This window comes from Streptomyces sp. NPDC005925, assembly GCF_040638805.1.
Classification (GTDB): Bacteria; Actinomycetota; Actinomycetes; order Streptomycetales; family Streptomycetaceae; genus Streptomyces.
In genome coordinates, this window is record NZ_JBEXVL010000002.1 from 513,684 (window position 1) to 528,088 (window position 14,405).

General features: G+C 70.5%; 10 protein-coding genes. 3 read left to right on the forward strand and 7 right to left on the reverse strand.

Annotated features, from left to right (window positions below; translation table 11 throughout):
* Window positions 1-180 precede the first annotated feature (180 nt).
* The gene (locus ABZ354_RS05000; protein ID WP_358653008.1) at window positions 181-1,767 is read left to right on the forward strand and encodes a Na+/H+ antiporter; all 1,587 of its coding nucleotides are present in this window, start codon (window positions 181-183) and stop codon (window positions 1,765-1,767) included.
* Window positions 1,768-1,916: 149 nt separating this feature from the next.
* On the opposite strand, the gene ABZ354_RS05005 is transcribed toward ABZ354_RS05000, so the two are convergent.
* A complete protein-coding gene (locus ABZ354_RS05005) occupies window positions 1,917-3,095 on the reverse strand; it encodes a mechanosensitive ion channel domain-containing protein (RefSeq protein WP_358653010.1) in 1,179 nt (392 codons plus the stop codon).
* A 275-nt stretch (window positions 3,096-3,370) separates the two neighbouring features.
* On the opposite strand from ABZ354_RS05005, the gene ABZ354_RS05010 reads away from it, so the two are divergent.
* Window positions 3,371-3,967 carry a dienelactone hydrolase family protein gene (locus tag ABZ354_RS05010; protein WP_358653012.1) on the forward strand — a complete coding sequence of 199 codons (597 nt, stop codon included), beginning with the start codon at window positions 3,371-3,373 and terminating at the stop codon, window positions 3,965-3,967.
* Here the strand turns inward: ABZ354_RS05010 and ABZ354_RS05015 are convergent.
* From ABZ354_RS05015 to ABZ354_RS05035, 5 genes are all read right to left on the reverse strand, one after another.
* The gene (locus ABZ354_RS05015) at window positions 3,955-4,932 is read right to left on the reverse strand and encodes a M43 family zinc metalloprotease (RefSeq protein ID WP_358653014.1); all 978 of its coding nucleotides are present in this window, start codon (window positions 4,930-4,932) and stop codon (window positions 3,955-3,957) included. The genes ABZ354_RS05010 and ABZ354_RS05015 overlap by 13 nt on opposite strands.
* A 340-nt stretch (window positions 4,933-5,272) precedes the next feature.
* Entirely contained in the window at window positions 5,273-6,844 is a 1,572-nt protein-coding gene (locus ABZ354_RS05020; protein WP_358653172.1) for an alkaline phosphatase D family protein, read from the reverse strand.
* 312 nt (window positions 6,845-7,156) lie between these two features.
* Window positions 7,157-7,981: a thioredoxin domain-containing protein gene (locus ABZ354_RS05025; protein WP_358653015.1), complete on the reverse strand. Its 825-nt coding sequence runs from the start codon at window positions 7,979-7,981 to the stop codon at window positions 7,157-7,159.
* A gap of 102 nt (window positions 7,982-8,083) precedes the next feature.
* Entirely contained in the window at window positions 8,084-8,779 is a 696-nt protein-coding gene (locus tag ABZ354_RS05030; protein WP_358653017.1) for a hypothetical protein, read from the reverse strand.
* Between the two features lie 68 nt (window positions 8,780-8,847).
* Window positions 8,848-10,173, reverse strand: a complete 1,326-nt coding sequence (locus tag ABZ354_RS05035) for a DUF2252 domain-containing protein (RefSeq protein WP_358653019.1) — start codon at window positions 10,171-10,173, stop codon at window positions 8,848-8,850.
* A 338-nt stretch (window positions 10,174-10,511) separates the two neighbouring features.
* Between ABZ354_RS05035 and dnaE the strand changes: the two genes are divergently transcribed.
* Window positions 10,512-14,051, forward strand: a complete 3,540-nt coding sequence (gene dnaE, locus ABZ354_RS05040; protein ID WP_358653021.1) for a DNA polymerase III subunit alpha — start codon at window positions 10,512-10,514, stop codon at window positions 14,049-14,051.
* A 128-nt stretch (window positions 14,052-14,179) separates the two neighbouring features.
* Here the strand turns inward: dnaE and ABZ354_RS05045 are convergent, their stop codons facing one another.
* Window positions 14,180-14,344 carry a hypothetical protein gene (locus tag ABZ354_RS05045; protein WP_358653023.1) on the reverse strand — a complete coding sequence of 55 codons (165 nt, stop codon included), beginning with the start codon at window positions 14,342-14,344 and terminating at the stop codon, window positions 14,180-14,182.
* Between the last annotated feature and the right edge of the window lie 61 nt (window positions 14,345-14,405).

The following is a 14,405-nucleotide window of genomic DNA, read 5'->3' on the forward strand; positions in this document are numbered from 1 at the left end:
CGCCGTCGCCGGGACCGCATGGGCGGTGAATGATCGCCGGCGGCACCACTGCCGACATCGAGGGTGCCGGGCCGTCCTCCTGGCCCGTGCCCGTCCTCGGTGGTGCCGGACCCGCCCGCCGCGGGGCGCCGTGGCAGGGTGGGGGACACCCGTGTGACGTCGCACCCCGGAGCGCTGACCGTGGATCAGTTGACCCTGCTGTTCGTGCTGTTGCTGGGGGCCCTGGTGAGCGTCCCGGTCGGGGAGCGGCTGGGCCTGCCGTCGCCGGTACTGATGACGGTCCTCGGGGTCGGGCTCGCGCTGCCCGGCTTCGTGCCGAACGTCGAGATCCCGCCCGAACTGATCCTGCCGCTGCTGCTGCCGCCCCTGCTGTACGCGGCCGTGCGGCGGACGTCGTGGCGACAGTTCACGATCAACAAACGGCCGATCTTCCTGCTGGCGGTGGCGCTCGTCTTCGTCACCACCGTCGCCGTGGCCGCCGTCGCGGGCGCGATCGTGCCGGGGCTGCCGCTCGCCGCGGCCGTGGCCCTCGGCGCGCTGGTCGCGCCCCCCGACCCGGTCGCCGCGACCGCCGTCGCCGCCCGGCTCGGCCTGCCGCGCCGCCTGGTGTCCATCCTGGAGGGCGAGGGGCTGTTCAACGACGTGACCGCCATCGTCCTCTACCACGTGGCGATCGCCGCGGCCGTCAGCGGGACGTTCTCCCCCTGGAACGCCGGGCTCGACCTGGTGCTGTCCGCCGTCGTCGCCGTCGCGCTCGGGCTCGCACTGGGCTGGGGCGCCAACAAGCTGATGAACATGCTCGGCGACGCCACCCTGCAGATCGGCCTGAGCCTGCTCGTGCCGTACGCCTCCTACGTACTGGCCGAGGAACTGCACGGCTCCGGGGTGCTCGCCGTGCTCACCACCGCCCTGTTCCTGACCGAGTACGCCCACGACGCCGACGACGTGATGACACGGCTCGCCGGGCACACCTTCTGGGACGTCGTCGACACCCTCGTCACCGGCGTCGCGTTCGGGCTGATCGGCCTCGAACTGCACATCGCGATCCGCACGGCGTCCGGACGGTGGGGCGAACTCCTCGGCTGGGCGGGCACGATCGTCGTGGTGGTGGTCCTGGTACGGCTGCTGTGGCTGCTGCCGGCGACCTGGCTGGCGCAGCGGCTGCACGCCCGGCGCGACCACGACGAGGACATCCCGATGAGCCGGCGCGAGACCGTCGTCATGTGGTGGGCGGGGATGCGCGGCGTCGCCTCGGCCGCGCTGGCGCTGGCCATCCCGCTGCACACCGACGACGGGGGCGCCTTCCCCAACCGGGACGAGATCGTGTTCGTCGCGTTCGGGGTCATCATGTCGACCCTGCTGATCCAGGGGCTGACGCTGCCGTGGCTGGTGAAGCGGCTGGGCGTGCGGGCCGACTCGGAACGGGAGAAGGAGTTCGAGAAGCAGCTCGCGGTGCGGGCGGCGAAGGCGGCGAAAGGGCGGCTGAAGGAGATCGGCGAGGCGGAGGAACTCCCGGAGGACATCAGCGAGCAGATGCAGCGGCGGGCCTTCGACATCGGGCTGCGCATCAGCCCGGACATCGCCGAGGACGAACGGCGCGAGGCGCACGTGAACCGGGTCCGGCGCATCAGGCGGGTGCGGCGGATCCACGGGGAGATGCTGAGCGCCGCACGGCACGAGGTGCTGGCGGCGCGCAGCGAGCCGGGGGCCGACCCGGAGATCGTGGACCGGGTGCTGCGCCACCTGGACGTACGAAGCCTGCGGTGATCCGCGCGGGACGGAGGCCGGTGGCTCGTCGCCGTACGGCCGTACGCACCGCTGCCGGGCGCTCTCCCCGCCGGGCCTCCGGCATCCCTCGCGGATCGGGCATCCAGGCGGGCGCCCGGGCATGGTTTCCGGCCGTCCCGCCCGGCGCGTCAGTGGCGTGGCGTGCCGTGGGCGCGGCGCGGTCCCGCGCCGTCGGGCGCCGAGCCGTTGCTGTCCGAGCCGTTGCCGTTCGCGCGGTTGTTGTCCGGTGCGGGGCGGCGCCCCTCGCGGGCGGGCCCGTGACCGTTGCGGGGCGGCGGTACGGCGGCGTCCGCGGTGTTGACGCGGGGCAGGGCGTACGGATGGTGGTCGGCCAGCCAGCGCACCATCGCCTCACGGACCGCCACCCGTACCGTCCACAGGTCGTCCGCGTCCTTGGCCGTCACCAGCGCCCGCACCTGCATGGTGTTCGGCGTGCTGTCCGTGACGGACAGGTTGCAGGCGCGGCCGTCCCAGGCCGGGCACTGGCGCAGGATGTCGCCGAGCCGCTCGCGCATCAGGTCGATCGGTGCCGAGTGGTCGAGATGCCAGAAGACGGTGCCGGTCATCTCCGCGCCACCGCGCGACCAGTTCTCGAACGGCTTGGACGTGAAGTACGAGACGGGCATCGTGATCCGGCGCTCGTCCCAGGTGCGCACGGTCAGGAAGGTCAGGGTGATCTCCTCGACCGTGCCCCACTCGCCGTCCACCACGACCGTGTCGCCGATGCGCACCATGTCACCGAAGGCGATCTGCAGCCCGGCGAACAGGTTCCCCAGCGTCGACTGGGCGGCCACACCGGCGACGATGCCGAGGATGCCCGCCGACGCCAGCAGCGAGGCGCCCGCCGCGCGCATCGCGGGGAACGTCAGCAGCATCGCCGCGGCGGCGACCACCCCGACGACCGCGGACACCACTCGCACGATCAGCGTCACCTGGGTCCGCACCCGGCGCACCCGCGCCGGATCGCGATGGGTACGGGCGTAGCGCGAGTACGACGTCTCCACGACCGCGGCGGCGATACGGATCACCAGCCATGCCGCCGCACCGATCAGGACCAGGGTCAGGGTCCGGCCGATGCCGATCTCGTGGTCCTCCAGGACCCGGGCCGCGTCGTACGACCCTCTGAGGAAGGCCGCGCACAGCACGAGCTGGAACGGGACGCGGCCGCGGCGCAGCAGTCCCCACAGCGGGGTCTCCGGGTGCCGCCGGTCGGCCTGGCACAGCAGACGGTCGCCGGCCCAGGCGATCACGAAGGTGAGCACGACCGAGCCGCCGGCCACGATCAGGGGGCGGAGCAGATTCTCCATACCCCCGAACCTAACCGGACCTCGGTGGATACGAACATGTGACTTCCGGAGCGGAGTGGGTATGGGCTCGGTCTGTTCGGCCACCGGCCTGCTCACCCACCGGCCTGCTCACCCGCCGGCCTGCTCACCCACCGGCCTTCGGCCTGCTCACCCGCCGGTTGCGGCGCCCCGCCCGGCCCGCCGCCCAGCGGCCCTGCCCCCCTCGACGGCCCGCCCGCTCGATGCCCGGCGGTCGTGCCGCCGGCGTTGTCGGACCCGGCTGGCACCATGACCTCATGAACATCGTGCTCTTCCACTCGACCTATGGCCTCAGGCCCGCCGTCCGGCAGGCCGCCGACCGGTTGCGCACCGCCGGACACGAGGTGTGGACGCCCGACCTCTTCGAGGGACGTACGTTCGACACCCTCGAGGAGGGCATGGCGCACCAGGACGAGATCGGCAAGGAGGAGCTGCTGAAGCGTGCCGTGCTGGCCGCCGCGCCCTACTCGGAGCGGGGTGTGGTGTACGCCGGGTTCTCGCTGGGCGCGTCCGTCGCGCAGACCCTGGCCCTCGGCGACGGCAAGGCACGCGGGCTGCTGCTCCTGCACGGCACGTCGGACATCGCGGCGAACGCCTCGGCGGACGGGCTGCCGGTCCAGCTGCACGTGGCCGAGCCGGACGCGTTCGAGACGGACGACTGGCTCAGCGCCTGGTACCTGCAGATGGGCAGGACAGGCGCCGAGGTGGAGGTGTACAGATACGCGGGGGCCGGTCACCTCTACACCGACCCCGGCCTGCCCGACCACGACGCCGAGGCCGCCGAGGCCACCTGGCGGGTGGCACTCGGCTTCCTCGGCTCGCTGCAGGAGAGGCTGGAAGATCAGGCCCGGTAGGCGGCCCAGCTCTGCTGCATGCGGGTCACCTGACCCGCGGTGAACTGGTACATGCACGCGTCGTACGTGTAGTCCATGAAGTTGTGGATCGGGTCGGCGCCCGGCTTGCCGGTGCAGGTGTCACGGCCCGTCGGGCACTCGAACGCGGGGCTCGCCTCGGCCGGCGTGTCGGAGACGTAGTCGCCGTTGCCGTTGCAGCCGCCCTGGAAGGTGTGGTAGAGGCCCATCCAGTGGCCGACCTCGTGGGTGCCGGTGTCACCCTCGTCGTAGTTGGCGGCCGAGCCGCCGGGCAGTGAGGCGTCCAGGACGACGACACCGTCCATCGACGGGTTGGACTGGTAGGAGCTGGGGAAGGTGGCCCAGCCGAGCAGGCCGTCGCCGATGTTGGCGGTGTAGAAGTTCAGTGCGTTCGCGCCGCCCTTGCGCAGGGCGGACTTCATCGCCCTCTCCTGCGACGAGCCGGAGCCGACGTTGTACCAGGAGGCGTTGTCCGTGTAGTCGGTGCCGGCCAGCGTGAACTGGAAGCCCGAGTCGTTGTTGCCGGAGCCCTGGCCCGCGTACGCCGCGTTCAGGACGTTCATCTGGGCGGAGATGACCGACGAGCTGAGCTTGCCGGTCGTACCGTCGTGGATGACGTGGAAGTAGACCGGGATGCTGGTGGAGGCGGCGGCCGAGAGACGGCCGCTGTCGCGCAGCCCGTCGAGCTTGGCGCGCAGGTCCTTGTTCATGGCCTGGGCGCGGGCCTCGGTGACCTCGTTCGGTTCGGCGACGTGCTCGCCGTGGCCGGGACGCGCCTCACGGGCCGCGGCGTTGGTGTCCTCGGCGCAGTCGGTGGCCTTGGTGGGGGCCGCCGCGGCGATGCCGGTGGGGGCGGAGAGGGGGGCGAGCATCAGGGTTCCGGCCACGACGGCCGTTCCGAGAAGGCGTCTGCGCGAGAGGGGCGATATCCGGGCAAGCGCACGCATGCGAGCTCCTAGCGGATGTGGTGGGGACATGGCGCACAGGGGTCTTCCTGGCCGCCGCCCGGAGATTACGTGGACATGACCACGCGCGTAGAGCAGCGATCAAGCCCAATCAAATACCCGGCAAATGGGGGCAATTGGGAAAGCATGTCCTGCAGAAACGTGCCGTCATCCGACGTTTGAGCGCCGGATGTGTCGGGTGAGGCGGCAGGGCGGGTGGTGTGTCCGGATTGGGCTCACGGCCCACACCCCCCGCCACGACGATGTGATCTTTCGTCGATGCCTCGTATCCCGGTCAAGGTTTGGCTGAAAACAGCCCCTGCGGGGCGGACTCCGGTGCGGCTTACACGGGGTCGTAGGTGCGCTCGATCTGCTGGGTGCCGCTGCGCGTGCGGTACGACCGGGCCCAGGACGAGGACGCATCCGGATGCGTACGGCCGGACAGCACGTAGAAGTCCATCTGCGCCCGCTCGGCCGTGAGGTCGAGGACGCCGTAGCCGTGCCGGTCGGTGTCGACCCAGTGGACGTGCCGGTTCGCGGCGCGGATCAGCGGGGCGGCGACCGCCGAGACCGTGCCCTCGGGGACCTTCACGATGTCGTCGAGGTTGTCGGAGGTGACCGAGGTGACCACGAACTCCGTGGCCGCGGAGGCCGACAACGGGTACGTCCCGGCGTTCACCGGCACGTCGTTGGCCCATGCCATGTGGATGTCGCCGGTCAGGAACACGGTGTTGCGGATCGCGTGGGAGCGCAGATGGGCCAGGATCTCGCGGCGGTCGTCCGTGTAGCCGTCCCACTGGTCGGTGTTGACCGCGAGGCCCTCCTGCGGCAGCCCCAGCAACTCGGCGAGCGGCTTCAGCAGTTCGGCGGAGAGCGAGCCGATCGCGAACGGCGCGATCATCACGGAGTTGCCGACCAGCCGCCAGGTGGTGTCCGACGCCGACAGGCCGGACTTCAGCCAGTCGAGCTGGGCGCGGCCGGTGAGGGTGCGTTCCGGGTCGTCGACGTCACCGTTGCCGACGGAGACCTTCTGCGAGCGGAAGGACCGCAGGTCGAGCAGCGACAGGTCGGCGAGCTTGCCGAAGCGCAGCCGGCGGTAGGTGGTGCCCTCGACCGCCGGGCGCACCGGCATCCACTCGAAGTAGGCCTGCTTGGCGGCGGACTGCCGGGCGGACCAGGAGCCCTCCGTGCCCTCGGTGTGGTTCGCGGCGCCGCCCGACCAGGTGTCGTTGGCGAACTCGTGGTCGTCCCAGATCGCCACCACGGGTGCCACCGTGTGCAGCGCCTGGAGGTCCGGGTCGGTCTTGTACCGGGCGTGCCGGGTGCGGTAGTCGGCGAGCGTGACGATCTCGTGCGCGGGCTCGTGCGGCCGGACGACCGTGTCGCGCGTGCCGTACTCGCCGGTCCCGTACTCGTAGATGTAGTCGCCCAGGTGCAGCCAGGCGTCCAGGTCGCCGCGGGCCGCGAGATGGCGGTACGCGGAGAAGTGGCCGGCCTCCCAGTTGGCGCAGGAGACCACCCCGAAGCGGAGGTTGGTGACCGCGGCGTCGGCGGCGGGCGCGGTGCGGGTGCGCGCCACGGGGGAGTCGGTGCCGCCCGCGGAGAAGCGGAACCAGTAGTCGGTGGCGGGTTTCAGGCCGCGGATGTCCGCCTTCACGGTGTGGTCGGACGCGGCGGTGGCGGTCAGCGAGCCCTGGGCGACGACGTCCGTCAGCGCCCGGTCCCGGGCGACGGTCCAGCTCACCTCGGTGTCGGGGCCCGTGCCGGAGCCGGGTATCGCCTCGGGTGTGGGCGTCACGCGTGTCCAGAGCAGGACGCCGTCGGGCAGCGGGTCGCCGGAGGCCACGCCGTGCAGGAAGGCGGGAGTGTCCGTGGCGGCGCGGGCGGGGAGCACGGCGGCGAGCGGGCCGGCCAGGACAGCCGTCGCCGCCGCGGTCTTGACGACCGTACGGCGGCGCGGGGCACGGGGGTCGGGGGATCCCGTGGTGTCTGTGTTCTCCGGATTGTCCGGGGTCTCGGATGTGCTGTATCGACTGGTCACAGCCGATCAGATTACTGACTGGTAGGAACAAGAGCGGGCGAACTCGCGAAAGTTCGCCCGCTCTTCGCCACGGCGTCAGCGGCTTTCGGCCGTGGGCCGGGCAGGACCTGGACGGTGCCGACCGTGGGCCGGCGCGGCCCCGGTCTGCCCCGCCGTGGGCCGGCCGCCGGCCTGCCCGGCCGCGTCCTAGCCCTTCAGCGCCTTCTCGATCGCCGTGTTGAACTCCTGCGCGGTCATCGGCGCGTTCTTGCCGTCCGCGCCGGTGATCTTCTTGCCGTCCATGAGCAGGGTCGGCGTGCCCTGGAAGCCGTACGTGTCGCCGTCTTTGTCGAACTTCTCGCTCATGGTCAGCGCCCACTTGTCGTAGGTGCCGTCCTTGACGGCCTTCTGGAACGCCTTGTTGCCCTTCAGCCCGTCGACGCTGTCCGCCACCTTGATGAGGTAGTCGTCGTCCTTGAACTTGTCGTCGCTCTCCTCGGGGTGGAACTTCATCGAGTAGAGCGCCTTCTTGTAGTCGAGGAAGGCGTCCGGGCCGACGTCCAGGGCGGCGCCCAGCGCGCTGAGGGCGTTCCTCGAACCCTCGCCCGGGACGGTGGTGTCGATGAACGTGGCGCCGACGTACTGCAGCTTGTACGTGCCGTCCTCGTAGCCCTTGTGGACCGCGTCGCCGACGACCTGCTCGAAGGACGCGCAGACCGGGCAGCGCGAGTCCTCGTACATCACGAGGGTCTTCTTGGCGCCGCTCTTGCCCATGACGACGGTCGTGCCGTCCTTGCCGGTGGTGTTGGCCGGCTTCACGAGCTTGTCGTCCTTGGCGGCCTCCCAGTACTCCGGCTTGCCCGCCTGGACCGCCGCATAGCCGATGCCGCCGGCTATCGCGAGGACGCCGACTATGGACAGGGCGACGACGACCTGCCGCTTGGACTTCGCCCGCTTCGCCTCGCGCTCGCGCTCGATGCGCAGCCGCTCCCGGGCCGCCGTCTTCGCCGTCTGGCTGTTCCGCTTGCTCATGGGGGTTTTCTCCATGGGGGACGCGCACACGTCGTGTGCGGGATACGTATGGGTGGGGAGTGCTGGTGCTCAGGGGGTGCCGACGCGGAGGCTACGCGTGCCTCAGGCGAGGGCGGCGGCCGGGCACGGAGGTCCGCGCCGTCCCAGGGAGCGTGCGAGGAGCAGGCCGCGGGCGGGCGCCGTACGGTGCGCCGGGCGCGGGGCGGGGCGGGGCGCCGGGCCGGACCGTGCGAAGGCGGTGGCCACGGCGATCAGCAGCGGCCGGAACGAGGCCGCGCCCACGGCCCGCAGCAGTTGGGTCAGGGCCCGCTCGCCGCGGCGCAGCCAGGCCGCGGCCAGCAGGCCGACGGCGAGGTGCGCCCCGAGCAGCAGCCAGGCGGTGGCGGGACCGGTGCCCGCGACCAGCGTCGCGAGCCGGTCGGGGTCGGCGCCGGCGACCCGGGCCAGCGGCGTGCCGACCGGGGTGCCGTCGCCGCACAGCACGTCGAAGCCGACGGAGTGCAGCGGGCCCGTGACCGGGCCGCCCGCGGCGCCGTAGCAGAGGTGCTGGCCGGTGGTGAGGACGGTGTCCGCGGCCAGTTCCAGCGGGATCAGCAGCGCGGCGATCCGGCCGAAGGAGCGCTCCCGGCCCGCGAGGGTGTATGCCACGGCGAAGACGGCGGCCGCGAGGGCGGCCACCGTGTTCAGCGGCAGCGGGGCCCGCGACAGCAGCACGTGCGACGCGGTGCTGAGGGTCACGACGAGTGCCGTGAACAGCGCCGCGCGCAGGGCTCTGATCGGGGTCCTGGACATGTCCATAGCAAAGGAAGAGTGTGTCAGTGCTCCGGTAAGGGGCCCCTAAAGGGAGCCTGTGGGCGAGGGGATGGTCACAGACCCGGGATCCGGCCGTTGCGGAAGAGGTCCACGAAGATCTGGTGGTCGGCACGGGCGCGTGCGCCGTAGGTGTGCGCGAAGTCGACGAGCAGCGGGGCGAAGCCGTCCTCGTCCGCCGCGAGCGCCGCGTCGATGGCGCGCTCCGTGGAGAACGGCACCAGCGACTCGCCGGACTGGTCGTCCGCCGCGGCGTGCATCGTCGCGGTGGCCCGGCCGAGGTCGGCGACGACCTGCGCGATCTCCTCCGGGTCGTCCATGTCGCCCCAGTCCAGGTCCACCGCGTACGGCGACACCTCGGCGACCAGCTGGCCCGCCCCGTCCAGCTCCGTCCAGCCGAGCCACGGGTCGGCGTGTGCCTGGAGGGCGCGCTGCGAGATCACCGTGCGGTGTCCCTCGTGCTCGAAGTAGTCGCGGATCGCCCGGTCCGCGAGGTGCCGGGAGACGGCCGGGGTCTGGGCCTGCTTGATGTAGATCACCACGTCGTTCTCCAGGGCGTCGCTGTTGCCCTCCAGGAGGATGTTGTACGACGGCAGGCCCGCCGAGCCGATGCCGATGCCGCGGCGGCCGACGACGTCCTTCACGCGGTAGGAGTCCGGGCGGGTCAGCGACGACTCCGGGAGTGTCTCCAGGTAGCCGTCGAAGGCGGCGAGCACCTTGTAGCGCGTGGCCGCGTCCAGCTCGACGGAGCCGCCGCCCGCCGTGAAACGGCGCTCGAAGTCGCGTATCTCCGTCATCGACTCCAGCAGCCCGAACCGGGTCAGCGCGCGGGCGTCACGCAGCACGTCCAGCAGTGGGCCCTGCGCGGTGTCCAGCGTGAACGGGGGGACCTCCTCGCTCTTGGCGCCGGTCGCCAGGGCACGGATCCGCTCGCGGTAGGCGCCCGCGTACGTCAGCACCAGCGCGGTGATCTGCTCGTCGCTCAGCGCCTTCGCGTACCCGATCAGGGCCACCGAGGCGACGAAGCGCTTCAGGTCCCAGGTGAAGGGGCCGACGTACGCCTCGTCGAAGTCGTTGACGTTGAAGATCAGGCGGCCCGTGGCGTCCATGTACGTGCCGAAGTTCTCCGCGTGCAGGTCGCCGTGGATCCACACGCGCGCGGTGCGCTCGTCCAGGAACGGCCCGCCCCGCCGCTCCTCCTCGAGATCGCGGTAGAACAGGCACGCCGTCCCCCGGTAGAAGGCGAACGCCGAGGCCGCCATCTTCCGGAACTTCACATGGAACGCCGCCGGATCGGCGGCCAGGAGCTCGCCGAACGCGGTGTCGAACACGGCGAGTATCTCCTCGCCGCGGCTCTCGTCGCCGAGCTGCGGAACCGACATCGCTGGTGCCTCCTGGTGCGGGGTGGTGCATGACACGGCTGACGGGCCGGGACGGACGCCGTCGCCCTCTCCAACGGGCGAGGGTACGGCGGAGTGCCCGGCCTCCGCAGGAAGGTCCGAGCCGTGGGCCCGCGGCCCTCGCGCGAGGGTACGGGGCCCGCGACCGCGCCCCTCGCACGGAGGTGCGAGGCGTGGCCGCGCCCCCGCACGAAGGTACGCGGTGCTGCCCGCGAGTGTCAGTGCCGAGGCATAGACTTCGACGCTGTCCCCCGGGCTGCCCGCAGCCTGCCGGACCCCCCTCGCCCGTCCCCCCGACGTTTTCCCTGGAGGCCGCAGCCGTGTCGAAGCCGCCGTTCACGCACCTGCACGTCCACACCCAGTACTCGCTGCTGGACGGTGCCGCGCGGCTCAAGGACATGTTCAACGCGTGCAACGAGATGGGCATGTCGCACATCGCCATGTCCGACCACGGCAACCTCCACGGTGCGTACGACTTCTTCCATTCCGCGCAGAAGGCCGGAATCACCCCGATCATCGGGATCGAGGCGTACGTCGCCCCCGACTCGCGGCGCAACAAGCGCAAGATCCAGTGGGGCCAGCCGCACCAGAAGAGGGACGACGTCTCCGGTTCGGGCGGCTACACCCACAAGACCATGTGGGCGGTGAACAAGACCGGCCTGCACAACCTCTTCCGCCTGTCCTCCGACGCCTACGCCGAGGGCTGGCTGACGAAGTGGCCCCGGATGGACAAGGACACCATCTCAAAGTGGTCGGAGGGCATCGTCGCCTCCACCGGCTGCCCCTCCGGCGAGGTCCAGACCCGGCTGCGCCTCGGCCACTTCGACGAGGCCCTGAAGGCGGCGGCCGAGTACCAGGACATCTTCGGCAAGGACAAGTACTTCCTGGAGCTGATGGACCACGGCATCGAGATCGAGCGCCGGGTCCGTGACGGCCTGCTGGAGATCGGCAGGAAGCTCGGCATCCCCCCGCTGGTCACCAACGACTCGCACTACACGTACGCGCACGAGGCCACGGCCCACGACGCCCTGCTGTGCATCCAGACCGGCAAGAACCTCTCCGACCCCGACCGCTTCAAGTTCGACGGCACGGGCTACTACCTGAAGTCCACCGACGAGATGTACGCCATCGACTCCTCGGACGCCTGGCAGGAGGGCTGCGCCAACACCCTCCTGATCGCCGAGATGGTCGACACCACGGACATGTTCCAGAAGCGCGACCTCATGCCCAGGTTCGACATCCCCGAGGGGTACACCGAGGTCACCTGGTTCCAGGAGGAGGTCCGCCGCGGCATGGAGCGCCGCTTCCCCGGCGGCGTCCCTCAGGACCGCCAGAAGCAGGCCGAGTACGAGATGGACGTCATCATCTCGATGGGCTTCCCCGGCTACTTCCTCGTGGTCGCCGACTTCATCATGTGGGCCAAGAAGCAGGGCATCGCGGTCGGCCCCGGCCGCGGCTCGGCGGCCGGCTCGATCGTCGCCTACGCCATGGGCATCACCGACCTCGACCCGATCCCGCACGGCCTGATCTTCGAGCGGTTCCTCAACCCCGAGCGCGTCTCCATGCCCGACGTCGACATCGACTTCGACGAGCGCAGGCGCGTCGAGGTGATCCGGTACGTGACGGAGAAGTACGGCGCCGACAAGGTCGCCATGATCGGCACGTACGGCACCATCAAGGCCAAGAACGCGATCAAGGACTCCGCGCGCGTGCTGGGCTACCCGTACGCGATGGGCGACCGGCTCACCAAGGCGATGCCCGCCGACGTCCTCGGCAAGGGCATCAACCTCGACGGCATCACCGACCCCTCGCACCCCCGCTACAGCGAGGCGGGCGAGATCCGCGCGATGTACGAGAACGAGCCGGACGTGAAGAAGGTCATCGACACGGCCAAGGGCGTCGAAGGCCTGGTGCGGCAGATGGGCGTGCACGCCGCCGGCGTGATCATGTCCAGTGAGACCATCACCGACCACGTGCCCGTGTGGGTCAGGCACACCGACGGCGTGACCATCACACAGTGGGACTACCCGAGCTGCGAGTCGCTCGGCCTGCTGAAGATGGACTTCCTGGGTCTGCGCAACCTGACGATCATGGACGACGCCGTCAAGATGGTGAAGTCCAACAAGGGGATCGACATCGATCTCCTGAGCCTCCCGCTCGACGACCCCACGACGTTCGACCTGCTCCAGCGCGGCGACACCCTCGGCGTCTTCCAGTTCGACGGCGGCCCCATGCGCTCGCTGCTGCGGCTGATGAAGCCGGACAACTTCGAGGACATCTCCGCCGTGTCGGCCCTGTACCGGCCGGGCCCGATGGGCATGAACTCCCACACGAACTACGCACTGCGCAAGAACGGCCAGCAGGAGATCACGCCGATCCACCCGGAGCTGGAGGAGCCGCTCGAAGAGGTCCTGGCCGTCACCTACGGCCTGATCGTCTACCAGGAGCAGGTGCAGAAGGCCGCCCAGATCATCGCGGGCTACTCGCTCGGCGAGGCCGACATCCTCCGTCGCGTGATGGGCAAGAAGAAGCCCGAGGAGCTGGCGAAGAACTTCGTCCTCTTCCAGGCGGGCGCCCGCAAGAAGGGCTACAGCGACGAGGCGATCCAGGCGCTGTGGGACGTGCTGGTGCCCTTCGCCGGCTACGCGTTCAACAAGGCCCACTCCGCCGCGTACGGCCTGGTGTCGTACTGGACCGCCTACCTCAAGGCGAACCACCCCGCCGAGTACATGGCCGCGCTGCTCACCTCGGTGAAGGACGACAAGGACAAGTCGGCCGTCTACCTCAACGAGTGCCGCCGCATGGGCATCAAGGTCCTCCCGCCGAACGTCAACGAGTCGATGTCCAACTTCGCGGCACAGGGCGACGACGTGATCCTCTTCGGCCTGTCCGCCGTGCGCAACGTCGGCACCAACGTCGTCGAGTCGATCATCAAGTGCCGCAAGGCCAAGGGGAAGTACGCGTCGTTCCCGGACTACCTCGACAAGGTGGAGGCCGTCGTCTGCAACAAGCGGACGACGGAGTCGCTGATCAAGGCCGGCGCCTTCGACTCGATGGGCCACACCCGCAAGGGCCTGACCGCGCAGTACGAGCCGATGATCGACAATGTGGTCGCGGTCAAGCGCAAGGAGGCCGAGGGCCAGTTCGACCTCTTCGGCGGCATGGGCGAGGAGGACACCAGCGAGCCGGGCTTCGGCATGGACGTGGAGTTCTCCACCGACGAGTGGGACAAGACGTACCTGCTCGCCCAGGAACGGGAGATGCTCGGCCTCTACGTCTCGGACCACCCGCTGTTCGGCCTGGAGCACGTGCTGTCCGACAAGGCCGACGCGGGAATCTCCCAGCTCACCGGCGGCGACTTCGGGGACGGCGCGGTCGTCACCATCGGCGGCATCATCTCGGGCCTGCAGCGCAAGATGACCAAGCAGGGCAACGCCTGGGCCATCGCCACGGTCGAGGACCTCGCCGGCTCCATCGAGTGCATGTTCTTCCCGGCGACGTACCAGCTGGTGTCCACCCAACTCGTCGAGGACGCCGTCGTCTTCGTCAAGGGACGGCTCGACAAGCGCGAGGACGTGCCGCGGCTCGTCGCGATGGAACTGCAGGTGCCCGACCTGTCCAACGCGGGCACCAACGCACCCGTGATCCTCACCATCCCCGCCACTCGCGTCACCCCGCCCATGGTCAGCCGCCTCGGCGAGATCCTCAGCCACCACAAGGGCGACAGCGAGGTCCGGATCAAGCTCCAGGGCCCTACCAGGACCACCCTGCTGCGCCTGGACCGGCACCGCGTCAAGCCCGACCCGGCGCTCTTCGGAGACCTGAAGGTGCTGCTCGGGCCGTCCTGCCTGGCGGGCTGACCGGCCCGGCGGGCATCACCGAAGCGGCCCGGCGGGCTGTTCCGCGCGAACGGCGGAGGGGCGCACCCCCGGGTGCGCCCCTCGCCGGGTGCCGGGTGCCGGGACCGCAACGGCCCGTGTACCGGTGATCAGTTGTGGCCGAAGCGCTTCTGCCGGCCCTTGCGGGCGACATCACCGGGCGTCACCTGCGTGGCACGCTCGTGCGCCTGCGTCTCCATCGACGACCGATGTGCCGCCTCCTGACTGCGCTCGGACTGCGGCTGTTTACGATCACGGTTCTTGTTCTTGGCCATGGTGAAGTGCCTCCTGTTGGGGGGATCAGGGCCCCGTCCGCCGGGCTGATCGCGACGACAG

Bases quoted from the DNA above. Each gene is read 5' to 3' on its own strand.
- ABZ354_RS05005 (WP_358653010.1), bottom strand. From the start codon at position 3,095: ATGGAGAATCTGCTCCGCCCCCTGATCGTGGCCGGCGGCTCGGTCGTG.
- ABZ354_RS05010 (WP_358653012.1), top strand. From the start codon at position 3,371: ATGAACATCGTGCTCTTCCACTCGACCTATGGCCTCAGGCCCGCCGTC.
- ABZ354_RS05015 (WP_358653014.1), bottom strand. From the start codon at position 4,932: ATGCGTGCGCTTGCCCGGATATCGCCCCTCTCGCGCAGACGCCTTCTC.
- ABZ354_RS05025 (WP_358653015.1), bottom strand. From the start codon at position 7,981: ATGAGCAAGCGGAACAGCCAGACGGCGAAGACGGCGGCCCGGGAGCGG.
- ABZ354_RS05030 (WP_358653017.1), bottom strand. From the start codon at position 8,779: ATGGACATGTCCAGGACCCCGATCAGAGCCCTGCGCGCGGCGCTGTTC.
- ABZ354_RS05035 (WP_358653019.1), bottom strand. From the start codon at position 10,173: ATGTCGGTTCCGCAGCTCGGCGACGAGAGCCGCGGCGAGGAGATACTC.
- ABZ354_RS05045 (WP_358653023.1), bottom strand. From the start codon at position 14,344: ATGGCCAAGAACAAGAACCGTGATCGTAAACAGCCGCAGTCCGAGCGC.